This window comes from Pseudomonas sp. AL10 (genome assembly GCF_029960685.1).
GTDB lineage: Bacteria > Pseudomonadota > Gammaproteobacteria > Pseudomonadales > Pseudomonadaceae > Aquipseudomonas > Aquipseudomonas lactis.
Map to the genome: position 1 here is coordinate 1 of NZ_JASBQZ010000042.1, position 21,797 is coordinate 21,797.

Annotated in this window: 21 protein-coding genes; 13 read left to right on the forward strand and 8 right to left on the reverse strand. The window is 61.1% G+C overall.

Annotated features, from left to right (window positions below; translation table 11 throughout):
• Positions 1 to 144: 144 nt before the first annotated feature.
• Entirely contained in the window at positions 145 to 1,638 is a 1,494-nt protein-coding gene (locus tag QK296_RS24770) for a CoA-acylating methylmalonate-semialdehyde dehydrogenase (protein ID WP_169856982.1), read from the reverse strand.
• Positions 1,639 to 1,677: 39 nt separating this feature from the next.
• A complete protein-coding gene (locus QK296_RS24775; RefSeq protein ID WP_003188272.1) occupies positions 1,678 to 3,027 on the reverse strand; it encodes an aspartate aminotransferase family protein in 1,350 nt (449 codons plus the stop codon).
• Between the two features lie 126 nt (positions 3,028 to 3,153).
• Between QK296_RS24775 and QK296_RS24780 the strand changes: the two genes are divergently transcribed.
• From QK296_RS24780 to QK296_RS24805, 6 genes are all read left to right on the forward strand, one after another.
• Positions 3,154 to 4,074 (forward strand): LysR family transcriptional regulator, encoded by a 921-nt coding sequence (locus QK296_RS24780; protein ID WP_003188270.1) that lies wholly within the window; start codon positions 3,154 to 3,156, stop codon positions 4,072 to 4,074.
• An 88-nt stretch (positions 4,075 to 4,162) separates the two neighbouring features.
• Positions 4,163 to 5,557, forward strand: coding sequence for a nucleobase:cation symporter-2 family protein (locus QK296_RS24785; RefSeq protein WP_003188269.1), 1,395 nt, complete (start codon positions 4,163 to 4,165; stop codon positions 5,555 to 5,557).
• Between the two features lie 87 nt (positions 5,558 to 5,644).
• Complete coding sequence (locus QK296_RS24790) at positions 5,645 to 6,304, forward strand: TetR/AcrR family transcriptional regulator (protein WP_003188268.1); 660 nt, start codon at positions 5,645 to 5,647, stop codon at positions 6,302 to 6,304.
• Between the two features lie 12 nt (positions 6,305 to 6,316).
• Positions 6,317 to 6,898 (forward strand): YigZ family protein, encoded by a 582-nt coding sequence (locus QK296_RS24795; protein WP_003188267.1) that lies wholly within the window; start codon positions 6,317 to 6,319, stop codon positions 6,896 to 6,898.
• A 56-nt stretch (positions 6,899 to 6,954) separates the two neighbouring features.
• Positions 6,955 to 7,641: an SDR family oxidoreductase gene (locus QK296_RS24800; RefSeq protein ID WP_003188266.1), complete on the forward strand. Its 687-nt coding sequence runs from the start codon at positions 6,955 to 6,957 to the stop codon at positions 7,639 to 7,641.
• Between the two features lie 210 nt (positions 7,642 to 7,851).
• Positions 7,852 to 9,210: an 8-oxoguanine deaminase gene (locus tag QK296_RS24805; protein ID WP_003188265.1), complete on the forward strand. Its 1,359-nt coding sequence runs from the start codon at positions 7,852 to 7,854 to the stop codon at positions 9,208 to 9,210.
• Between the two features lie 74 nt (positions 9,211 to 9,284).
• Here the strand turns inward: QK296_RS24805 and QK296_RS24810 are convergent, their stop codons facing one another.
• On the reverse strand, positions 9,285 to 10,376 hold the full coding sequence (locus QK296_RS24810) for a calcium:proton antiporter (protein ID WP_003188263.1): 1,092 nt from the start codon (positions 10,374 to 10,376) through the stop codon (positions 9,285 to 9,287).
• Positions 10,377 to 10,569: 193 nt separating this feature from the next.
• On the opposite strand from QK296_RS24810, the gene QK296_RS24815 reads away from it, so the two are divergent.
• Positions 10,570 to 11,523, forward strand: coding sequence for an adenosine deaminase (locus QK296_RS24815; RefSeq protein ID WP_014716772.1), 954 nt, complete (start codon positions 10,570 to 10,572; stop codon positions 11,521 to 11,523).
• A gap of 127 nt (positions 11,524 to 11,650) precedes the next feature.
• Here QK296_RS24815 and QK296_RS24820 read toward each other — a convergent pair whose 3' ends face one another.
• From QK296_RS24820 to QK296_RS24830, 3 genes are all read right to left on the reverse strand, one after another.
• Positions 11,651 to 13,021 carry an MFS transporter gene (locus QK296_RS24820; RefSeq protein WP_137205432.1) on the reverse strand — a complete coding sequence of 457 codons (1,371 nt, stop codon included), beginning with the start codon at positions 13,019 to 13,021 and terminating at the stop codon, positions 11,651 to 11,653.
• A gap of 200 nt (positions 13,022 to 13,221) precedes the next feature.
• Entirely contained in the window at positions 13,222 to 13,908 is a 687-nt protein-coding gene (locus QK296_RS24825; RefSeq protein WP_003188257.1) for a helix-turn-helix transcriptional regulator, read from the reverse strand.
• A 153-nt stretch (positions 13,909 to 14,061) separates the two neighbouring features.
• The gene (locus QK296_RS24830; protein WP_169856981.1) at positions 14,062 to 14,973 is read right to left on the reverse strand and encodes a LysR family transcriptional regulator; all 912 of its coding nucleotides are present in this window, start codon (positions 14,971 to 14,973) and stop codon (positions 14,062 to 14,064) included.
• Positions 14,974 to 15,090: 117 nt separating this feature from the next.
• Between QK296_RS24830 and QK296_RS24835 the strand changes: the two genes are divergently transcribed.
• The 3 genes from QK296_RS24835 to QK296_RS24845 all read left to right on the forward strand — a co-directional run bounded on the left by QK296_RS24835 (position 15,091) and on the right by QK296_RS24845 (position 16,863).
• Entirely contained in the window at positions 15,091 to 15,384 is a 294-nt protein-coding gene (locus tag QK296_RS24835; protein WP_003188253.1) for a putative quinol monooxygenase, read from the forward strand.
• A gap of 139 nt (positions 15,385 to 15,523) precedes the next feature.
• Positions 15,524 to 16,537, forward strand: coding sequence for a zinc-binding alcohol dehydrogenase family protein (locus QK296_RS24840; RefSeq protein WP_003188251.1), 1,014 nt, complete (start codon positions 15,524 to 15,526; stop codon positions 16,535 to 16,537).
• Between the two features lie 146 nt (positions 16,538 to 16,683).
• Positions 16,684 to 16,863, forward strand: a complete 180-nt coding sequence (locus tag QK296_RS24845; RefSeq protein WP_003188250.1) for a hypothetical protein — start codon at positions 16,684 to 16,686, stop codon at positions 16,861 to 16,863.
• 8 nt (positions 16,864 to 16,871) lie between these two features.
• Here the strand turns inward: QK296_RS24845 and QK296_RS24850 are convergent, their stop codons facing one another.
• Both QK296_RS24850 and QK296_RS24855 read right to left on the reverse strand, forming a co-directional pair.
• Positions 16,872 to 18,065 (reverse strand): multidrug effflux MFS transporter, encoded by a 1,194-nt coding sequence (locus tag QK296_RS24850; protein ID WP_003188248.1) that lies wholly within the window; start codon positions 18,063 to 18,065, stop codon positions 16,872 to 16,874.
• Positions 18,066 to 18,152: 87 nt separating this feature from the next.
• Positions 18,153 to 18,350: a cation transporter gene (locus tag QK296_RS24855; protein WP_003188247.1), complete on the reverse strand. Its 198-nt coding sequence runs from the start codon at positions 18,348 to 18,350 to the stop codon at positions 18,153 to 18,155.
• A gap of 147 nt (positions 18,351 to 18,497) precedes the next feature.
• Here QK296_RS24855 and QK296_RS24860 point away from each other — a divergent pair, with 147 nt between their 5' ends.
• The 3 genes from QK296_RS24860 to cueR all read left to right on the forward strand — a co-directional run bounded on the left by QK296_RS24860 (position 18,498) and on the right by cueR (position 21,701).
• Positions 18,498 to 18,878, forward strand: a complete 381-nt coding sequence (locus QK296_RS24860) for a hypothetical protein (protein ID WP_003188246.1) — start codon at positions 18,498 to 18,500, stop codon at positions 18,876 to 18,878.
• A 223-nt stretch (positions 18,879 to 19,101) separates the two neighbouring features.
• Positions 19,102 to 21,303 carry a heavy metal translocating P-type ATPase gene (locus tag QK296_RS24865; RefSeq protein WP_094775234.1) on the forward strand — a complete coding sequence of 734 codons (2,202 nt, stop codon included), beginning with the start codon at positions 19,102 to 19,104 and terminating at the stop codon, positions 21,301 to 21,303.
• Positions 21,300 to 21,701, forward strand: coding sequence for a Cu(I)-responsive transcriptional regulator (cueR, locus tag QK296_RS24870; protein ID WP_003188242.1), 402 nt, complete (start codon positions 21,300 to 21,302; stop codon positions 21,699 to 21,701). The genes QK296_RS24865 and cueR overlap by 4 nt, the downstream gene beginning before the upstream one ends.
• Positions 21,702 to 21,797 lie beyond the last annotated feature (96 nt).

Here is a 21,797-nt window from a genome sequence, read left to right on the forward strand (position 1 = left end):
TTCGACTGCGCCGGAAGTGGGGCGAATTATAGGCTTCCAGAATCTGCCGTCAACCTTCTTTTTCACATTTCTGTCATATAGGTCAAAAAAGCCCCAATGACGCAAAGGCCGGCCCCAAGGGGCCGGCCTTCTACCTACCGAGCCTTACAGACTAGGAAAGGCGAATTGCGACGCTTCATGGCTGGCCCGTTGCGGCCAACGCTGGGTGATCGCCTTGCGACGGGTATAGAAACGCACCCCGTCCGGACCATAGGCATGCAAATCGCCAAACAGCGAACGTTTCCACCCGCCAAAGCTGTGATACGCAACCGGCACTGGCAGCGGCACGTTAACGCCCACCATGCCGACTTCAATCTCATCACAGAACAGACGCGCCGCTTCACCGTCACGGGTGAAGATGCAAGTACCGTTGCCGTATTCATGCTCGTTGATCAGCTGCATCGCCGCTTCCAGGCTATCCACCCGCACTACGCATAGCACCGGCCCAAAGATCTCTTCTTTATAGATACGCATCTGCGGGGTGACGCGGTCAAACAAGCTACCGCCAAGGAAGAATCCTTGCTCATGCCCGGCAACACTCAAGCCACGGCCATCAACCACCAACTCAGCACCCGCCGACACACCGTCTTCTATATAACCACTGACTTTATCCCGCGCCTGCCCCGTCACCAACGGGCCCATATCCAGCCCGCAAGAAGTGCCCGCACCAATCTTCAACGCCTTGACCTGCGGCACCAGCTTGGCGATCAACGCATCCGCCACCTGATCGCCCACGCACACCGCCACCGAGATCGCCATGCAACGCTCACCGCAGGAACCATAAGCTGCGCCCATCAGGGCACTCACCGCGTTATCCAGGTCTGCATCCGGCATCAGCACCGCGTGATTCTTCGCCCCGCCCAGCGCCTGCACACGCTTGCCACGTTTGGTCGCTTCGGAATAGATGTACTCGGCAATCGGCGTAGAGCCTACAAAACTCAAGGCTTTGACTTCCGGCGCTTCGATCAGCGCATCCACCGCGCCCTTGTCGCCATGCACCACACTGAGCACGCCTCTAGGCAGCCCGGCTTCCTGCAACAGCTGCGCGATCAACAACGTCGAACTCGGGTCGCGCTCTGAAGGTTTAAGGATGAAACAGTTACCGCAGACGATCGCCAGCGGGTACATCCACAACGGCACCATCGCCGGGAAGTTGAACGGGGTGATACCCGCCACCACGCCCAACGGCTGGAAGTCCGACCACGCATCGATGTTCGGCCCTACGTTGCGGCTGTATTCACCCTTGAGAATCTCCGGTGCCGAGCACGCGTATTCCACGTTCTCGATCCCACGCTTGAGCTCACCCGCTGCGTCTTCCAAGGTCTTGCCATGTTCTTCGCTGATCAACTGCGAGATCCGTGCTTCGTTCTGCTCCAGCAATTGCTTGAAACGGAACATCACTTGGGCACGCTTGGCTGGCGGCGTATTGCGCCAGGCCGGAAACGCAGCCTTGGCCGAATCAATCGCCTGTTGAATGGTTTCACGACTGGCCAACGGCACCTGGTGAATCACCTGGCCGGTAGACGGGTTATAGACGTCGGCACTACGACCGCTGTCGTTGACCAGTTCACCGTTGATCAAATGCTGGATAAGGCTCATGCAGGGCTCCTGAAAAATTGTTCTATATAGAAGGAGAAATCAGTCGATCTTGTTCAGCACTTCGCCGACCGCGTCAAACAGACGGTCCAGGTCCTGCGGCTTGCTGTTGAAGGTTGGGCCGAACTGCAGGGTGTCACCGCCAAAACGCACATAGAAACCGGCCTTCCACAACGCCATGCCGGCCTCGAATGGGCGCACGATGGCATCCCCATCGCGCGGGGCAATCTGGATCGCACCGGCCAGGCCGTAGTTGCGAATGTCGATCACATTCTTGCTGCCTTTCAAACCGTGCAGCGCATTCTCAAAGTGCGGCGCGACTTCAGCCACGCTCTGCACCAGGTTTTCTTTCTGCAACAGGTCCAATGCCGCCAATCCCGCCGCGCAAGCCACCGGGTGCGCCGAGTAGGTGTAGCCGTGGGGGAATTCCACGGCGTATTCCGGCGTCGCCTGGTTCATGAAGGTCTGGTAGATCTCGCTGCTGGCAATCACCGCGCCCATCGGGATAGCGCCGTTGGTGACTTGCTTGGCGATGCACATCAGGTCCGGGGTCACGCCGAAGCTGTCGGCACCGAACATCGAGCCGGTGCGGCCAAAGCCTGTGATCACTTCGTCAAACACCAACAGGATATTGTGCTGGTCGCAAATTTCGCGCAGGCGCTTGAGATAACCCTGCGGTGGCACCAATACGCCAGCGGAACCGGCCATCGGCTCGACAAACACGGCGGCGATGTTCGACGCGTCATGCAGCTCGATCAGCTTGAGCAACTCATCGGCCAAGGCAATACCACCCTGCTCCGGCATACCCCGGGAGAAGGCATTGCTGGCCAGCAAGGTGTGAGGCAGATGGTCAACATCCATCATCGCCTGGCCAAACAGCTTACGGTTACCGTTCACACCGCCCAGGCTGGTACCGGCGATGTTCACGCCGTGGTAACCCCGGGCGCGACCAATCATCTTGGTCTTGGTGGCCTGGCCTTTCAGGCGCCAGTAGGCCCGCACCATTTTCACCGCTGTATCGGCGCATTCAGAGCCCGAATCGGTAAAGAACACATGATTGAGGTTGCCTGGGGTCAGGTCGGTGATCTTTTCCGCCAACTGGAAGGACAACGGATGACCGTACTGAAAGCCTGGGGAGTAGTCCAAGGTGCCCAATTGCTTGGCGACCGCTTCCTGGATTTCCTTGCGCGTATGCCCGGCGCCACAGGTCCACAGGCCCGACAACGAATCATAGACCTTGCGCCCCTTGTCATCGGTCAACCAGCTACCTTCAGCGGCCACGATCAGGCGAGGATCACGCTGGAAGTTGCGGTTGGCGGTGTAAGGCATCCAGTGCGCATCCAGCTTCAATTGGCTGGCCAGGGACGATGGGGCGTTTTCGGGCATGTTCATCAGCAAAACCTCGCAGGGCAAAAGGCAGCGTCGGGATTGAAAAAGCGTTGTTGCAGCTAAATTGCCACGGGGATAAAGTCGGTGAAATCCAACTCTTCTAACCTTCAGTCAGGACTTCACTAAACTATGAGCAGCCGTCGTCCCGACCCTTTGGCACAAGTCAGTGACTTCGATATTCGCCTGCTGCGCATCTTTCGCAGCGTGGTGGAGTGCGGCGGCTTCTCGGCAGCGGAAACCGTCCTTGGCATCGGGCGCTCGGCCATCAGCCAGCAGATGAGCGACCTTGAACAACGGCTCGGGCTGAGGCTCTGCCAACGCGGCCGCGCCGGGTTCTCTCTGACAGAAGAAGGCCGCGAGGTTTATCAATCTGCCCTGCAACTGCTGAGTGCCCTGGAAAGTTTTCGCACCGAAGTCAACGGCCTGCATCAACATTTGCGCGGAGAGTTGATCATTGGCCTCACCGACAACCTGGTGACCCTGCCCCATATGCGCATCACCCACGCATTGGCGCAGCTGAAGGAACGCGGCCCGGACGTGCAGATCCAGATCCGCATGATCGCCCCCAATGAAGTGGAGCAAGGCGTACTCGACGGTCGCCTGCACGTCGGTGTGGTGCCCCAGGCCAGCGCACTGTCGGGCCTGGAATACCAGCCGCTGTACAGCGAACGCTCCTTGCTCTATTGCGCGGTCGGCCACCCGCTGTTTTACGCCGACAACAAGCAACTCGACGACGAACGCATTGACAGCCAGGACGCCATCGCCCCCACCTTCCGCTTGCCCGCGGAGATCCAGGCCCATTACCAGGCGCTCAACTGCACCGCCAGCGCCTCAGACCGTGAAGGCATGGCGTTCCTGATTCTCACCGGGCGCTATATCGGCTACTTGCCCGATCATTACGCCAGCCTGTGGGTACAACAAGGCCGACTGCGTGCGCTGAAACCGGCGACACGTTTTTACGATTTGAGCCTGGCATCGGTCACGCGCAAGGGTCGTCGCCCTCATTTGGTGCTGGAAAGTTTCCTCGAAAGCCTGGCTGCCACCCGCTAATTCGGGCCTTGCACAAAAAGCTGAGCACATGGACAGCTTTTTGCAAGCACTCAAGGACCTTGAACCGTTCGCCTTGAGTTGACCCGCCATGCCCCCAGAATCCTCCAGCCCCAGCGACCTGATCTACGGCCTCAACGACCGGCCGAAACCACTGCCCGCTCTCCTCGCGGCGCTGCAACATGTACTGGCGGCGTTCGTCGGCATCATTACGCCGCCGCTGATTATTGGCTCCACCCTCGGCCTCACCGCTCACCTGCCCTACCTGATCAGCATGGCGTTGATGGTTTCCGGCGTAGGCACCTTTATCCAGGCACGCAGGCCGTTTGGCATCGGTGCCGGTATGATCTGCCTGCAAGGCACCAGCTTTGCGTTTCTCGGCGCGGTGTTGTCAGCAGGCTTTCTGGTCAAGCAACGCGGTGGCAGCCCGGAAGACATTCTGGCGATGATCTTCGGCGTGTGCTTCTTCGGCGCGGCAGTGCAGATCGTATTGAGCCGCTTTATCGGCCAGCTGCGCCGCGTGATCACACCGCTGGTGACCGGCATTGTGATTACGCTGATCGGCATCAGCCTGATCAAAGTGGGCATCACCGACCTCGGCGGCGGTTTCAATGCACCGGACTTCGGCGCCCCCGCCAACCTGGCGCTGGGCCTGTTCGTGGTACTGACGATCATCCTGCTCAACCGCTCGAACACGCCCTGGGTACGTTTGTCGGCCATCATCATCGGCCTGGCCCTGGGCAGCCTGGCGGCGTGGTTCAGCGGCAAACTGATTCCCCAGGCTTTGCCTGACTTGCCACTGGTCAGCCTGCCTACACCATTCCGCTTTGGTTTCAACTTCGACTGGAGCGCCTTCCTGCCGATTGCGTTGATTTATCTGATCAGCAGCATCGAAACCGTCGGCGATCTCACCGCCAATTGCATGATTGCCCGCCAGCCCATCAGCGGCCCTTCTTATATAAGCCGGCTCAAGGGCGGCGTGCTCGGCGATGGGGTGAGCTGCATGATCGCCGCCACTTTCAGCGCCTTCCCCAACACCACGTTTGCCCAGAACAATGGCGTGATCCAACTCACCGGCGTGGCCAGCCGTTATGTCGGTTTATACATCGGCGTGTTGCTGTTCTGTCTGGGCCTGTTTCCGCTGATCGGCGCTGTACTGCAGCAAATCCCCAAGCCGGTACTGGGCGGCGCCACCCTGGTGATGTTCGGCAGCGTGGCCGCGGCAGGCGTGCGCATCCTCGCCCAGGCGCCGCTGGACCGACGCAGCATGCTGATCATCGCCACCTCGTTCGGCGTTGGCCTGGGTATCGCCGCGCAACCCAACCTGCTGCACCTGATGCCGACTCTGGTGCAGAACCTGTTCGACTCCGCCATCACCAGCGGCGGCATCACCGCCATTGTGTTGTGCCTGTTACTGCCGGAGGCCAAGGCAAGTACCGCCGCCGCAAACCACAACCCGGAACGCGACAGCCTGGAACCGCTTTGACGGTTTTATTGCATCAGGACTTGTCTGAGGCTTGAGGGTGGGTTATCTGTGCACACGTCGTCTCTATCGATCAGCACGGAAACCTCCATGAGCCTCGAAGTTCCTGCCCACAGCAACCACGCCGGTAAACCCGCCAGCCGCATTCGGCAAAAGAACGAACAAGCGATTCTCCAGGCTGCTGAAGATGAATTCGCGCGTCATGGCTACAAAGGCACCAGCATGAACACCATCGCTGCCAGTGCCGGGCTGCCCAAGGCCAACTTGCACTACTATTTCACCAACAAGCTGGGCCTGTACGTCGCGGTGCTGAGCAATATCCTCGAACTGTGGGACAGCACCTTCAACGCGCTGACCGCCGAAGATGACCCGGCCGTGGCGCTCGCTCGTTACATCCGCACCAAGATGGAATTCTCGCGCCGCCAGCCCCAGGCCTCGCGGATCTTCGCCATGGAGATCATCAGCGGCGGCCAATGCCTCACTGAATATTTCGGCCAGGACTATCGGGCCTGGTTCAGTGGCCGTGCCGCGGTGTTCCAGGCCTGGATCGACGCTGGCAAAATGGACCCCGTCGACCCCGTGCACCTGATCTTCCTGCTGTGGGGCAGCACCCAGCACTACGCTGACTTCGCCACCCAGATCTGCCGTGTTACCGGTCGCACCAAGCTGACCAAGCAGGACATGGAAGATGCTGGCACCAACCTGATCCATATCATTCTCAAAGGCTGCGGCATCAAGCCAGCCCTATAAACGAAGCAATTTATGTCTTTTACGCTCACCGGCTTTTGCGAGTTTCGTGAAGAAATACGCAAAAGTCGCTTTATCACCTTGGCGGCGCCGATTACCAGCCCGCAAGACGCCCAGGCGTTTTTCGAGCAGCACAGCGACCTCAACGCCACGCACAACTGCTGGGCCTGGAAGCTGGGCGATCAATACCGCAGCAGCGATGACGGCGAACCCGGAGGCACCGCCGGGCGCCCGATTCTTGCGGCCATCGAGGCCCAGGGCTTTGATCAGGTGACCGTCTTGGTGATCCGCTGGTACGGCGGCATTCAACTGGGCACGGGTGGATTGGCCCGGGCCTATGGCGGCGGGGCCAATAAATGCCTGCAGAATGCCGAACGCATCGAGCTGATCAGCCGCGTCCCCCTGCGTTGCGCCTGCGGGTTCTCTGAACTGAACCTGGTGAAGCTGCGTGTCGCTGAACTCGGCGGGCTTGTGGTGGAAGAAACCTTCACCGCCAACGGCGTAGAGCTGCAGCTCGCCCTGGGGGAGGCGCACATCGACACCCTGCAAACCCAGCTCGCCGACCTGAGCCGTGGGCGCATCCTGCTCGAACGCTGAAACTGCTACTGTTATGCGCTGAACTCCCTGAACCGCGATTTCAAAGGAAGCCTTTCATGTCTACGCCAAAAACCGCACTGATCATCGGCGCCTCGCGCGGGCTGGGCCTTGGCCTGGTCAAGCAACTGCTCCAGGACGGCTGGGACGTGACCGCGACCGTGCGCGACCCGAACAAGGCCGATGCCCTGAAAGCCGTGGGGCCGGTGCAGATCGAGAAGTTGGATATGGACGATCAGCAAGCCGTGATCGCCCTGGCCCAACGCCTGAAAGACCGTACCTTCGACCTGCTGTTCGTCAACGCCGGCGTCAAGGGCCCGGCCAACCAGGAACCCGGCCACGCGACCCTGGCGGAAGTCGGCCAGTTGTTCTTCACCAACGCCGTGGCGCCGATCAACCTGGCCCAGCGTTTTGTCGGGCAGATCCGCAAAGACACCGGCGTGCTGGCCTTCATGAGTTCGGTACTGGGCAGCGTGACCATTCCCGACGGCTCGGACCTGGCGCTGTACAAGGCCAGCAAAGCCGCGCTCAATTCGATGACCAATAGCTTTATCACGCAACTGGGCGAGCCCAAGCCGACGGTGCTATCGCTGCATCCGGGCTGGGTGAAGACCGACATGGGCGGCGAAAACGCCCACATCGACGTCGAGACCAGCGTGCGCGGCCTGGTGGACCAGGTAAATGCCTACACCGGCAAAGGCGGCCATCACTTCGTCGACTACAAAGGCGACACCATCGCCTGGTAATCCCCAAACTGTAGGAGCGAGCTTGCTCGCGAAGAACGCCCAGGCAACGCGTTAAACCAGACAGCCCGCGTCATCGTTGACGATTTTCGCGAGCAAGCTCGCCCCCACAGAGGTAAACTGCCCACCTCGCCCTTCCCGGCGACCCTGGATCAGCAGACAGGGCAACACTGAGCTGGCAAACCTGAACCCATCATTCAGAGGAGCCGGCCAATGCCTGCGACCCGTATCTGGTTAAAAAACCCCCTCGCGATTTTCACTGCCAATGGCCTCGATGCCCGTGGCGGCCTGGTGCTGCAAGACGGTGTCATCACCGAAGTGCTGGCCCAAGGGCAAGCGCCTGCACAACCCTGCGCGCAGGTGTTCGATGCCCGCGAGCATGTGGTGCTGCCTGGGCTGATCAATACACACCACCACTTCTATCAAACCCTGACCCGCGCCTGGGGCCCGGTGGTCAACCAGCCGCTGTTTCCCTGGCTGAAAACCCTGTACCCGGTATGGGCGCGGCTCACGCCGGAAAAACTCGCCCTGGCCAGCAAAGTCGCCTTGGCTGAACTGCTGCTCTCGGGCTGCACCACGGCGGCCGATCACCACTACCTGTTCCCCGATGGTTTGGAAAACGCCATTGATGTGCAGGTCGAGACCGTGCGCGAACTGGGCATGCGCGCCATGCTCACCCGCGGTTCCATGAGCCTGGGCGAAGCCGATGGCGGCCTGCCGCCGCAGCAAACCGTGCAGCAAGGCCAAGTGATCCTCGACGACAGCCAGCGCCTGATCCGCGAATATCACCAGCGCGGTGACGGCGCGCAGATCCAGATCGCCCTGGCGCCGTGCTCGCCGTTTTCCGTCACCCCCGAAATCATGCAAGCCAGTGCCGAGCTGGCCAACCAGTTGGACGTGCGCCTGCACACCCACTTGGCGGAAACCCTCGATGAGGAAGATTTCTGCCTGCAACGCTTCGGGCTGCGTACCGTGGATTACCTCGACAGCGTCGGCTGGCTTGGCCCGCGCACCTGGCTGGCCCACGGCATTCACTTCAACCCGGACGAAATCGAGCGCCTGGGCGCCGCCGGCACCGGCATCTGCCATTGCCCAAGCTCGAATATGCGCCTGGCCTCCGGCATCTGCCCTACCCTGGACCTGCTTGCCGCCGGCGCCCCCATCGGCTTGGGCGTGGACGGCTCGGCCTCCAACGACGCTTCGAACATGATCCTTGAAGCGCGTCAGGCCCTGTACATCCAGCGCCTGCGTTATGGCGCGGAAAAGATCACCCCCGAAGGCGTATTGGGCTGGGCCACCAAGGGCTCGGCACAGTTGCTGGGGCGCACGGACATTGGCGAGTTGGCCGTAGGCAAGCAGGCGGACCTGGCACTGTTCAAACTCGATGAACTGCGCTTCTCCGGCAGCCATGACCCCATTTCCGCGCTGCTGCTGTGCGGCGCGGACCGGGCAGACCGAGTGATGATTGGTGGCAAGTGGCGGGTGATCAACGGCCAAGTCGAAGGCCTTGACCTCAAGGGCTTGATCGCCGATCACAGCCAGGCGGCGCGGCAGTTGATCGCGGGCACCTAAGCCAGGCGCCAACCAAAATGTGGGAGCGAGCAAGCCCGCTCCCACCTTGGAACTGCGGCACCTTTCAAATCGGGTTAAAGCCCCAACAGCGACAGCATGATAAAAGTCGCAAACAACACAAAATGCGTCATCCCTTCTATCGCATTGGTTTCACCATCGTTGAGGTTGATCGCGCTGACGATCAGGGTGATAAACACCATCACCGTTTGCACCGGCGTCATCGCCATCTGGAACGGCTGCCCGGTATAGAGCGCCATGGCTTCCATCACCGGCACCGTCAGAATCACCGTAGACAACGAAGCCCCCAGCGCGATGTTGACCACCGACTGCATGCGGTTGGCCAACGCGGCGCGCAGTGCCGTGAGGATTTCCGGCGCGGCCGAAATAGCCGCCACCACAATCGCGGTAATCACCGGCGGTGCGCCTGTGCCTTCCAGGCCCAGGTCGAGGGTCTTTGACATCACCTCGGCCAACGCGCCAATCACGATCACCCCAAACACCAGGGTCGCAATGGAAAACGTCAGGCTGACAGACGGCGCGTGCTCGTCTTCGGGCTGTTTCTTGCGGCGTTTTTCCGGGTAGCTGTAGCTGAAGAAATAACTGTGCGGCCCCACCTGCATGCGCAAAAACAAGGTGTAAAGCACCACCATCGCGCCAATGGTGAAGGCCGAGTAAATTTTCCAGTCGGCTTCGGGGATAAATTCCGGCACCACCATCGACACACCCATGGCGGTAAGGATCATCACGCTGTAGGTGCGCGCCGAGTCATCGTTGTAGGACTGTTCGCCATGCTTGATACCGCCCATCAGCGCAGCCAGGCCGAGGATGCCGTTGATATCCAGCATCACCGCCGAGTAAATGGTGTCGCGCACCAAAGTGGGGGATGGCTCGTTGCTCATCATGATCGCCAGGATCACCACTTCCACCAATACGGCGGCGAGGGTCAGGATCATGGTGCCGTAGGGGTCGCCGACTTTTTCCGCCAACTGCTCGGCGTGATGGGCCACGCGCATCGATGCCATCACGATAAACGCGATCAGCGCAAAGCCGGCCAGCAGCGCAACCAGTTGGCCGCTGTGGAGCATCCAGTGTTCCAGCGGGTAGGCGGCGATGGCGGCAATCAGCGCCAGCAGCATGAATTTTTCTTGCTTGAGGGATGTGAGCATTCCGGGCCTTTTCGTACAACAAATCAGTCTTTGATGGGGTACAGACTGCGCCGAGCCGCTAACGTTTCGTTACACCTTAGTTCAGGCCGCCCTTGCGTGAGTGACAGAAATACTCTCCTGCTGGTCAGGTTTTGCCGATTATTTCAGCCATGGCCTGTAGAATGCCGCCATTGCACCTGATGAGATTTTAAAAATGTACGATTGGCTCAACGCCCTGCCCAAGGCTGAATTGCACCTGCACCTGGAAGGCTCGCTGGAGCCTGAGCTGCTGTTCGCCCTGGCCGAGCGCAACAAGATTGCGCTGCCATGGAACGACGTCGAAACCCTGCGCAAGGCCTACGCCTTCAACAACCTGCAAGAGTTTCTCGACCTGTATTACAAGGGCGCCGATGTACTGCGCACATCCCAGGACTTCTACGACCTGACCTGGGCCTACCTGCTGCGCTGCAAAGCCCAGAACGTGATCCACACCGAACCCTTCTTCGACCCGCAAACCCACACCGACCGTGGCGTGCCGTTCGAAGTGGTGCTCAACGGCATCGCCGCTGCACTCAAAGACGGCGAGCAGCAACTGGGCATCACCAGCGGTTTGATCCTCAGCTTCCTGCGCCACCTGAGCGAAGACGAAGCGCAGAAAACCCTCGACCAGGCGCTGCCGTTCCGTGACGCGTTCGTGGCCGTGGGCCTGGACAGTTCGGAAATGGGCCACCCACCGAGCAAGTTCCAGCGCGTGTTCGACCGTGCCCGTCACGAAGGCTTTTTGACCGTGGCCCACGCCGGTGAAGAAGGCCCGCCCGAGTACATCTGGGAAGCCATCGACCTGCTGAAAATCCAGCGCATCGACCATGGCGTGCGCGCCATCGAAGATGAGCGCTTGATGCAGCGCATCATCGACGAGCAGATCCCGTTGACCGTGTGCCCGCTGTCCAACACCAAGCTCTGCGTGTTCGACGACATGGCCCAGCACAACATCCTCGACATGCTCGAACGTGGCGTGAAGGTTACAGTGAACTCGGATGACCCCGCGTACTTCGGCGGTTACGTCACCGAGAACTTCCATGCGCTGCACACCAGCCTGGGCATGACCCAGGACCAGGCCAAACGCCTGGCACAGAACAGCCTGGATGCGCGGCTCGTGAAGCCATAACTGAATAGACCTGGACTCAAACTGTGGGAGCTGGCTTGCCTGCGATAGCGGTGTATCAGCCAGCCTCTTATTACCTGACCTACCGCTATCGCGGGCAAGCCCGGCTCCCACATTGACCCCATCAGCTTCAAGCCTGTGTGAGTTCTTCCAGGGTCTTGCCCTTGGTCTCCATCCCAAACAGCCACACCACCAGCGCCGCCACCGCAAAGCACAGCGCGCCCAAGGCAAATACCCCGCCCTGCCCGGTTATCGGGAACACCAACCCGGTCACCAACGGCCCCAGCAACGAGCCAACCCGCCCAATCGCCGACGCAAACCCCGAGCCGGTCGCACGTGCCGAGGTGGGATACAACTCCGGTGTGTAGGTGTACAGCACCGCCCACATGCCAAACAGGAAGAACTGCATCAACAACCCCGAGGTGATCAGCAGGCCCACGTTGCCGCCAAACACTGCGCTCTGCCCATACAGAAACGCCATCACCCCGCCGCCCAATAAGGTGACCACGCACACGGGCTTGCGTCCCCAGCGCTCGACCAACCACGCGGCCATCAAAAAGCCTGGAATTCCGCCCAGGGAAATGATCACCGTGTAATACACCGACTGAGTCACGGCAAAACCCGATTGCTGCAACAACGCACTCAACCACGACGTCAACCCATAGAACCCGAGCAGGGCGAAGAACCACACACTCCAGATCATCATCGTGCGCCGGCGGTATTGCGCCGACCACAGCTGCTGGAACGCGGAGAAAAACGTCCCCGGCGCACTCTCGATCCGTGGCAAGGCGATCGGCTCCGGCAAGTCGGCGCGGCCCAGGGAATCGCGCACCTTCTGCTCGATACCCAGCAAGACCTTGTTCGCCGCCTCATGGCGCCCCGCCTGTTCCAGCCAACGCGGCGACTCCGGGATAAAGAAACGGATGGCCAGCACAAACACCGCCGGTATCGCCAACACCAGGAAGATGTCGCGCCAGCCAATCACCGGCAACAAGAAGTAAGACAACACGCCCGCCGCCACAAAACCCAATGGCCAGAAACCATCCATCAAGGCGATGTAACGTCCACGTCGCTTGGCCGGTATCAGCTCCGACAGCATCGACTGGGCAATGGGAAACTCCATACCCATGCCAATGCCCAGCAAGATCCGGAACAACGTCAGTGTCTCCACCGTTTGCGCCGTGGAACACAGGTAGCTCGCCAGGCCCCAGAGTACGATGCTCCACTGGAACACCGGTTTACGCCCAAAGCGATCAGCAAGCATCCCGGACAGCGAAGCGCCCACCACCATGCCGAAAAAACTCGAACTGGCCAGCAACCCGGCCTGGGCCGTGCTCAGGCCAAACTCGGTTTTGATCGAGCCCAACAGGAAGGTCATCATCGCCAGGTCCATGGAGTCGAAAAAAAACGCCAGGGCGATGATGATGAAAATGATTCGGTGGTAACCGCTGATGGGCAACCGTTCCAGGCGTTCCGCCGCGCTATAACCCTGCCTACCCATGCTGCACCCCTCGTATGAAAAATCCCCCTTACGAGTGTGCGACATCGTTTGCGCCGGCTATTGCTGGATGCGACCTGACAACACCTGAGAACGACGCCAACTCCTGTAGGAGCGAGCTCGCTCGCGAAGATCGTCAACGATAACGCGGGGCATCTGCATAAAACGCGGCGCACTCACGTTTTTCGCGAGCACGCTCGCTCCTACAGTTTGGCGATGCGGGTTATGTGCTCAAGCCCTACATCAGTGAAAGACAAGGCCCGAGATTCGTTGATCACGCTGATCCAGTTCGCCTGCAAAAACAGCTGCATCAAGCCCGCCCCCAACGCACCGCCCAGGTGGGGTTGTTGCTGGCTCCAGTCGAAGCAGTCGCAGGCCAGCGGCGTTGCCAGTGCCTGAGTGAAAATGCCCAGTTCCGCCAACGCCTGCACACCCTTGGGCGTCACTTCGGTACGCGGCTCATGGCGCTCGATCCATCCGGCCTCCAGCATCCGTTGATACAGCTGCGCCGCCAGCTCGCCGCCGAGGTGGCCGTGGCACCAGCGGGCGCGGCGCAGCAACGGCGGTGCCCGCAGCGCCGGCGGCAACACATCCGGAGTGCTGCGGGCCGCGCTGGCCATGGTGGTGCTGGCCAACGCATCGATGGCGGCACTGACATCGGCGGCCGCTACCCGAAACAGGCGCTGGCCCCGCCGCGCTTCGATCCGCAACAGGCCGCTGCCGGTCAGCCGCGCCAAATGCGCATTGGCTGACGCTGGCGACAACTCGGCCAGAGCCGCCAGTTCTTCTGAAGACTTCGCCGAACCGTCCATCAAGGCCCAGAGCATGGCCGTGCGTTTAGGCTCGGCGAGCAAGCTGGCGATCTGACTGATGCAAGGTGCTGCTCCCATGTATTCACTCCCTGTTAAACCATTTTTTCTGCTGCGGTTGACGCCCAAGTATAGGTGCGCAGGCCATAGGCTCCGCGGCGTCTGACAATGCAGATCAGGACAGGGTATGAGTGAAACTTCCGAGCGTGGCGCAGGCTATTGCCGAGAACCCATTCACCCCGGTCGCTGCGCGGTCAATGTCGTACAACGGGACACGAGCATGTCCCGCAGCAGATTGATGGGTTTACTCAATTGCGCACGGTGGGCGCACAGCAAGTTGAGCGGGGTGCGCTCGCCCTGCAGTTCCGGCAGGATCAAACGCAAGCGCCCGGCCAACACATCGGTGCTCACATCCAGCCACGACTTGTAGGCGATGCCCATGCCCGCCACCGCCCAGCGGCGCACCACATCAGCGTCATCGCTGAAGCGATCGCCGCTGACCGTCAGGCTTACGTGGCGCTTGCCATCGTAAAAACCCCAGTGGTCGTGGACGCGGCTGCCGAGCATGTACAGCAGGCAATTGTGCTGGGCCAATTGTTCCAGATGCCGCGGCTCGCCATGCCGGGCGAGGTAACTGGGCGCAGCGCAGAGCACGCGAATATTGTCCGGGGCGATGGGCAGCGCAATCAGGCTGGAGTCTTCGGGTTCGCCGTAGCGCAGGGCAATGTCCACGGGCTGGCGGAACAGGTCGGCGATGCGATCACCAAGCAACAGGCGCACGTTCAGTTGCGGATGCTCCTGCTGGAACGCATCCAGCCACGGCAACAGTTGGTTGCGACCAAAATCCGAGGGTGCGGACAATTGCAGCACACCACTGACGTGATCCTGGCCACTGGCCAATAGGCGCCGCCCTTCATCCAGCGCGCTCAGTGACGCCCGCGCATACTCCAGGAAGCCCTCGCCCTCGGCCGTCAGGCGCAGGCTGCGGGTGGAACGTGCCAGCAAGCGCGTACCCAGTTGCTGTTCGATCCGCTTGAGCGCGGCGCTGGCCACCGCCGGCGACAGGTCCATGACTCGCGCCGCGGCCGACAGGCTGCCCAAGTCCGCCGCCCGCACAAACAACTGTAAATCATCAAAACGCAGCATGCATTCCTGTCCATTATCAATATTTGGTTGAAACAGCCTGCTGTTTTAGCCGCTTTTATCGGCGTGGGAAATAGCCAATCATCTGCCCATCCCGTTAGCCCGTGCCAGGAGTCGACTATGTCCACCGCTTTTAATGTCATCGCCACGCTGATCGCCAAACCCGGCCAGCACGCCACCCTGGAAACCCTGCTGCGCGGCCTGCTGGAACCGACCCGCCTGGAAGCCGGTTGCGAGCAGTACGACCTGCACCAGGACCTGCAACACCCCGAGACCTTCTACATGCTCGAGCGCTGGAGCGATGACGCGGCGCTGGCCGACCACGACCAGAGCGCGCATATCCAGAGCTTTCGCGCCAAGGCCGCCGATGTGATCGAACACTTCGAACTCAAGCGCCTGAAATTTCTCGCCTGATCCCGCCTTTTTTCTGTAGGAGCGAGCTTGCTCGCGAAAACCTAAAGACCGACGCGTTAAACCAGAAACACCGCGTCATCGTTAACGCTTTTCGCGAGCAAGCTCGCTCCTACCTTGACCGTATTCACTTGGAGTCATCATGAAAGCCATCGCCTACTACGCCTCACTGCCGATCAACGATCCAAAATCCCTGCAAGACATCGAACTACCAGCCCCCGAGGCCGGCCCCCGTGACCTGTTGGTGGAAGTCAAAGCCATCTCGGTCAACCCGGTGGACACCAAAGTGCGCCAGAACGTCGCCCCGGAAAATGGCGCCGCCAAAGTGCTGGGTTGGGACGTGGCGGGTGTGGTCAAGGCGGTCGGCAGTGACGTGACGTTGTTCAAGGCCGGCGACAAGGTGTACTACGCCGGTTCCCTGGTACGCCCAGGCGGCAACAGCGAACTGCACACCGTGGATGAACGCATCGTCGGCCATATGCCCAAGAGCCTGGGGTTTGCCGAAGCGGCCGCATTGCCGCTGACCGCCATCACCGCGTGGGAGCTGTTGTTCGAACGTTTGCAGGTGGCTGAAGGCAAAGACGATCAAGGCCAGAGCCTGCTGATCGTCGGCGCTGCCGGTGGTGTGGGGTCGATCCTGACTCAACTGGCTAACCAGCTCACGGCGCTGAAGGTCATCGGCACCGCCTCACGCCCCGAGACCCAGGCATGGGCCAAGGCCCTGGGCGCACACCTGGTGATCGACCACAGCCAGCCGCTGAGCGAAGCGTTGAAACAGGCCGGGCACGGGCATGTCACCCACGTTGCCAGCCTGACCCAGACCGAGCATCACCTGGACCAACTGGTCGAAGCGCTGCAACCCCAAGGCAAGCTGGCGTTGATCGACGATCCCAAGGCCCTGGATGTGAGCAAGCTCAAGCGCAAGAGCCTGTCGCTGCACTGGGAGTTCATGTACACCCGTTCGATGTTCGAGACGCCAGACATGATCGAGCAGCACAACCTGCTCAACCGCGTGGCCGAACTGATCGACGCCGGCATCCTGAAAACCACGGTAGGCGAGCACTTCGGCGTGATCAATGCGGCGAACCTGCGCCGCGCCCACGCCCTGCTGGAAAGCGGCAAGGCCAAGGGCAAGATCGTGCTGGAAGGGTTCTGAAAAAACGGCTGTCAGCGTCGTCCGTTATCTACGTAGGTAATGGACGACACCATTAGTCCGAGAGTTGATCCTTGTCATCTTTATGAGCCCGTTCAGGTTTATATTGGCCGCCTTTGCCACGATTCTTTTACGTGAGGAAGTCAGCAATGAAAATCCTGATAAAAGCGTTAGCAAAATCCCCAGGCAGCCAATGGCAAGTTCGTCTCGACGGCGAGGCCATCAACTTTCGCAGTGAGGCCGAGGCCCGCGCTTTTGCCGACACGCTGCAAGCCCGGATCCAGGCGCCCCATCGCTTCCCTCTCAACCAGCAACGTTCCGCTGGCTGAGACCAACTTCAGACCTGCGCCTGTACGGCCCTTGCCCGTTGCAGGCGCTGAGTCGCCATGGCAATGGTCACCGCCAGCACACCGCATAGGCTGATGACCATGGCCATCGGCATCGCCGTGCCGTCGTGCAACACGCCGACCAACGACGCCGCGCCTGCCGCCACACCGAACTGAATGCAACCGAGCAACGCCGACGCGCTGCCGGCCCGAGCGCCCTGCCCGCTCATGGCACAGGCCGAGGTATTCGGCAAAATACAGCCCAGGCTGGCGATACAGATAAACAGCGGCACCAACAACGGCCATAGCGCCTCGGTACGCAACGCGGCAATCCCCAACAGCGTCAACGCCGCCGCCACGTACACCCACACAGTGCGCGACAGCAAAAACGCCGGGCCGCGCTTGGCCAGCAAGCGTGCGTTCAGTTGCGCCACCAGGATAAAGCCCGCGGCGTTGGAGCCGAACAACCAGCCGTAATGCTCGGCCGGCACGCCATAGAGCTTGATAAACACGAAGGGGGAGCCGGCGATGTAGGCAAACATCCCGGCAATCGAGATGCCGCCGGTCAAGGCATAACCCAGGTACACCCGGTCTGACAGTAGCGAGCCGTAGCGGCGCAACGAGCCCGACAACGGCTGGCGCGGCTGATCGGCAGGGAAGGTTTCCGGCAACCCGACCGCCACCGCGATGGCCGCCATCACGCTGAACAACGACAACGCCAGGAAAATCGACTGCCAGCCCCACACGCCGACCATCAGGCCACCGGCCAATGGCGCCAGGATCGGGGCCAGGCCGGTCACCAGCATCAGTTGCGAATACACCTTGGCCGAGCCCACGGCATCGCATTTGTCACTGACCACCGCCCGGGAAATCACCATGCCCGCACACCCGCCAAGGGCCTGCACGAAGCGCGCGCCAATCAGCCATTCCAGGGACGGCGCATACGCACAAGCGAAAGACGCGAGGGTAAACAGGGTGACGCCGCTGAGCAGCGGCACACGCCGGCCAAAGCGGTCGGCCAACGGCCCGTAGATCAATTGACCAATGGCCAGGCCGGCGAAATACACGGCCAGGGTCAGCTGGATATGTTTTTCGTCAGTGGCGAAGGCCGTGGCCATTGCCGGAAAGCCCGGCAGGTAAAAATCGATCGCCAACGGCGCGAAGGCGCTCAAGGCGCCCAGAATCAGGATTATGCGAAGGTTCATCAGACACCCAAGTGAGTCGGCAGCTCAACAGTCTAGCCGCGCTTGGGTGCCATGAACATTACGTTAGGTGGCTAACGATCAGAAAAATCACGCCAGCTTGGCGCTGTAGCCTTCCTCGGTAATCAGGTCGATCACTTTGTCCGAGGACAGACCGCTTGCCACCCGCACTTCTTTGGCCTTCAAATCGACTTCCACACTCGCCGCCGGATCCTGGCTCTGTACCGCCTGGGTCACCGCTTTAACACAATGGCCGCAGGTCATTCCTTCAACGCTGAATATTTGCATGACATGACTCCTTTGATGAGGTTGAGCCCAGTGTCGAGCTTGCCATGATGGCAAGGTCAAGTTCTCAGTATTTCTGCCGGGCTGGTATTCGGCGGCGACGTCGGCCAAGCTTCAACCTTCCTAGCTGTGAACCACGGAGCATTCGCCATGCGCTGGTTGTTTTTTGCCCTTGCCGGCCTGATGAGCTTGCCTGCCGCTGCGCCCCAGGCCCTCGCTGCTGAAGATTATGCAGTGCTGATTATTTCCCGCGAACGCCTGGAAGTGCCGACCTACTGCGAGATCGGCCTGTATATCCAGGACCAACTCGCCGGGCGTCTGTTCCAGGAACAGGCCACTTCATTCAATCTTCCCCCCGGCGATACGTCGCTGCGCCTGAAGCTTTTGCCGGGCCAAGCGCCAGGCTGTCAGCCGGGCATGCTCGCACCTGCCGCGCAGAACATCACTTTGAAAGCCGGTGATGTACGCAAATTGCGCATTGCCCTGGGCCCGGACGGCATGTACCTCAAAGCTGCGGCATTGGAATACTGAGTAACCCCACGATCGTTCCCACGCTCTGCGTGGGAACGCCTCATCGGACGCTCCGCGTCCCGGGTACAAGGCACTACTTCAACGCCAGGGTGACGCGGAGCGTCACGGGCTGCATTCCCACGCAGAGCGTGGGGACGATCGCAGAGCGTGGGAACGATCGGGCTTGACCTTCCCCACAGGTTAAGGTTGATCCTAGTGGCAACTTCTCTTGGAGGACTGCCCCATGAATGGATCCACCACCTTTGACCTGCCCATCGGCGGCATGACCTGTGCCAGCTGTGCCGGGCGGGTCGAGCGCGCGCTGGGCAAGGTGCCGGGCGTGCAACGTGTCAGCGTCAACCTGGCCAATGAACGCGCGCACATCGAAGTACAGGGCCAGATGGACCCCAGCGTGCTGATCGCCGCCGTCGACAAGGCCGGCTACACCGCCACCCTGCCCCAAAGCGAAACCGCCACCGACGCCGATCAGGCCCGGCGTCTGCGCCGCGAGCGCTGGTCGCTGGTGGCGGGCATTCTGCTGGCGTTGCCCTTGGTGCTGCCGATGCTGGTAGAACCCTTCGGCCTGCACTGGATGCTCCCCGCCTGGATACAGTTTGCCCTGGCCACGCCAGTGCAATTCATCCTGGGTGCGCGCTTCTATGTCGCCGCCTGGAAAGCCGTGCGCGCCGGCGCCGGCAATATGGACCTGCTGGTGGCGATCGGCACCAGTGCCGGCTACGGCCTGAGTATCTATGAATGGCTCACCGCCGCCCCAGGCGTGACGCCGCACCTGTACTTCGAAGCCTCGGCGGTGGTAATCGCCTTGGTACTGCTGGGCAAATACCTGGAAAGCCGCGCCAAGCGCCAGACCGCCAGCGCCATCCGCGCCCTTGAAGCCTTGCGTCCGGAACGGGCGATCCGCGTGCAGGACGGCCGCGAAGAAGACGTCGCCATCAGTGCCTTGAAGCACGGTGACCTGGTGCTGGTCAAACCAGGCGAACGCTTCCCGGTGGACGGTGAGGTGGTGGAGGGCCAGAGCCATGCCGATGAAGCGCTGATCAGCGGCGAAAGCCTGCCGGTGCCCAAACAACCCGGCGACGCGGTCACCGGTGGCGCCATCAATGGTGAAGGCCGTTTGCTGGTGCGCACCCTCGCCCTGGGCGCGGAAAGCGTGCTGGCGCGCATCATCCGCCTGGTCGAAGACGCTCAGGCCGCCAAGGCACCGATCCAGAAACTGGTGGATAAAGTCAGCCAGGTGTTCGTACCCGCCGTGCTGGTATTGGCGCTGATCACCGTGGTGGGCTGGTGGCTGTACGGTGCCTCCCTGGAAACCGCCATCATCAATGCGGTCGCCGTATTGGTGATCGCCTGCCCTTGTGCCTTGGGCCTGGCCACGCCGACCGCGATCATGGCTGGCACCGGCGTCGCAGCGCGCCACGGCATCCTGATCAAGGACGCCGAAGCCCTGGAGCGCGCCCATGCCGTGAGCGCCGTGGTGTTCGACAAAACCGGCACCCTCACCTCCGGCGCGCCCAACATTGCCCACTTGGCGGCCGTGGATGGCAACGAAGCCCTGTTGTTGCAACAGGCCGGCGCCTTGCAACGCGGCAGTGAGCACCCACTGGCCAAGGCAGTGCTGGATGCTTGCCGCGAACGAGGCTTGGACGTGGCCGATGTGAGCGCCAGCCAATCCCTGACCGGGCGCGGCATTGCAGGTACGCTCGACGGTCGTCCATTGGCGCTGGGCAATCGCCGCTTGCTGGAAGAGACCGGCCTGGACGCAGGCGATTTAGGCCCGCGTGCCAAGGAATGGGAAGCCGAAGGCCGCACCTTGTCCTGGCTGATCGAGCAAGGCGCGCAACCCCGCGTGCTGGGGCTGTTTGCCTTTGGCGACACGCTCAAGCCCGGCGCGTTGCAGGCCGTGCAGCAACTCAAGGCGCAGCACATCAGCAGCCACTTGATCACCGGCGATAACCACGGCAGTGCACGGGTGGTGGCCGAGGCCTTGGGCATCGACGATGTGCATGCCGAAGTACTGCCTGCCTATAAAGCCGCTGCCGTGGCCGAGCTGAAAAAAACCGGCGTGGTGGCCATGGTCGGCGACGGTATCAACGATGCGCCCGCCCTGGCCGCTGCCGATATCGGCATCGCCATGGGCGGCGGCACCGACGTAGCCATGCACGCCGCCGGCATTACCTTGATGCGTGGCGACCCGCGCCTGGTGCCGGCCGCCCTGGAGATCAGCCGCAAGACCTACGCGAAAATTCGACAGAATCTGTTCTGGGCCTTTGTGTATAACTTGATCGGCATTCCCCTGGCCGCCTTCGGCCTGCTCAACCCGGTACTGGCTGGCGCCGCCATGGCCTTATCCAGCGTCAGCGTGGTGAGTAACGCCCTGTTGTTGAAAACCTGGAAACCCAAGGACTTGGAGGATCAACGCCCATGAACATCGGCCAAGCCGCCCGCACCAGCGGGCTAAGCGCGAAGATGATTCGCTACTACGAATCCATTGGCCTGCTGAAAACCGCCCACCGCACCGACAGCGGCTACCGCGTATACGGCCACGATGACCTGCACACCCTGACGTTCATCAAGCGCTCGCGGGACCTGGGGTTTTCACTGGAAGAAGTCGGCAAGTTGCTGACCCTGTGGGAAGACCGCCAGCGAGCCAGCGCCGACGTAAAAGCCTTGGCGCGCCAGCACATCGACGAGCTCAATCACAAGATTCGCGAGCTGGGGCAACTGCGCGATACCTTGCAGGACCTGATGGAGCACTGCCAGGGCGATCATCGGCCCGATTGCCCGATCCTCAAGGAATTAGCAGCGGGTAACTGCTGCGCCTGACAGACAGCACAATGATCGTTCCCACGCTCCGCGTGGGAATGCCGCTTTCGACGCTCCGCGTCACGCTTTAGGACGCAGAGCGTCCAGGGATGCATT

What these genes read in the sequence shown, in the direction of transcription:
- QK296_RS24770 (WP_169856982.1), bottom strand. Translation starts at nt 1,638, where the DNA reads ATGAGCCTTATCCAGCATTTGATCAACGGTGAACTGGTCAACGACAGC.
- QK296_RS24775 (WP_003188272.1), bottom strand. Translation starts at nt 3,027, where the DNA reads ATGAACATGCCCGAAAACGCCCCATCGTCCCTGGCCAGCCAATTGAAG.
- QK296_RS24780 (WP_003188270.1), top strand. Translation starts at nt 3,154, where the DNA reads ATGAGCAGCCGTCGTCCCGACCCTTTGGCACAAGTCAGTGACTTCGAT.
- QK296_RS24785 (WP_003188269.1), top strand. Translation starts at nt 4,163, where the DNA reads ATGCCCCCAGAATCCTCCAGCCCCAGCGACCTGATCTACGGCCTCAAC.
- QK296_RS24790 (WP_003188268.1), top strand. Translation starts at nt 5,645, where the DNA reads ATGAGCCTCGAAGTTCCTGCCCACAGCAACCACGCCGGTAAACCCGCC.
- QK296_RS24795 (WP_003188267.1), top strand. Translation starts at nt 6,317, where the DNA reads ATGTCTTTTACGCTCACCGGCTTTTGCGAGTTTCGTGAAGAAATACGC.
- QK296_RS24800 (WP_003188266.1), top strand. Translation starts at nt 6,955, where the DNA reads ATGTCTACGCCAAAAACCGCACTGATCATCGGCGCCTCGCGCGGGCTG.
- QK296_RS24805 (WP_003188265.1), top strand. Translation starts at nt 7,852, where the DNA reads ATGCCTGCGACCCGTATCTGGTTAAAAAACCCCCTCGCGATTTTCACT.
- QK296_RS24810 (WP_003188263.1), bottom strand. Translation starts at nt 10,376, where the DNA reads ATGCTCACATCCCTCAAGCAAGAAAAATTCATGCTGCTGGCGCTGATT.
- QK296_RS24815 (WP_014716772.1), top strand. Translation starts at nt 10,570, where the DNA reads ATGTACGATTGGCTCAACGCCCTGCCCAAGGCTGAATTGCACCTGCAC.
- QK296_RS24820 (WP_137205432.1), bottom strand. Translation starts at nt 13,021, where the DNA reads ATGGGTAGGCAGGGTTATAGCGCGGCGGAACGCCTGGAACGGTTGCCC.
- QK296_RS24825 (WP_003188257.1), bottom strand. Translation starts at nt 13,908, where the DNA reads ATGGGAGCAGCACCTTGCATCAGTCAGATCGCCAGCTTGCTCGCCGAG.
- QK296_RS24830 (WP_169856981.1), bottom strand. Translation starts at nt 14,973, where the DNA reads ATGCTGCGTTTTGATGATTTACAGTTGTTTGTGCGGGCGGCGGACTTG.
- QK296_RS24835 (WP_003188253.1), top strand. Translation starts at nt 15,091, where the DNA reads ATGTCCACCGCTTTTAATGTCATCGCCACGCTGATCGCCAAACCCGGC.
- QK296_RS24840 (WP_003188251.1), top strand. Translation starts at nt 15,524, where the DNA reads ATGAAAGCCATCGCCTACTACGCCTCACTGCCGATCAACGATCCAAAA.
- QK296_RS24845 (WP_003188250.1), top strand. Translation starts at nt 16,684, where the DNA reads ATGAAAATCCTGATAAAAGCGTTAGCAAAATCCCCAGGCAGCCAATGG.
- QK296_RS24850 (WP_003188248.1), bottom strand. Translation starts at nt 18,065, where the DNA reads ATGAACCTTCGCATAATCCTGATTCTGGGCGCCTTGAGCGCCTTCGCG.
- QK296_RS24855 (WP_003188247.1), bottom strand. Translation starts at nt 18,350, where the DNA reads ATGCAAATATTCAGCGTTGAAGGAATGACCTGCGGCCATTGTGTTAAA.
- QK296_RS24860 (WP_003188246.1), top strand. Translation starts at nt 18,498, where the DNA reads ATGCGCTGGTTGTTTTTTGCCCTTGCCGGCCTGATGAGCTTGCCTGCC.
- QK296_RS24865 (WP_094775234.1), top strand. Translation starts at nt 19,102, where the DNA reads ATGAATGGATCCACCACCTTTGACCTGCCCATCGGCGGCATGACCTGT.
- cueR (WP_003188242.1), top strand. Translation starts at nt 21,300, where the DNA reads ATGAACATCGGCCAAGCCGCCCGCACCAGCGGGCTAAGCGCGAAGATG.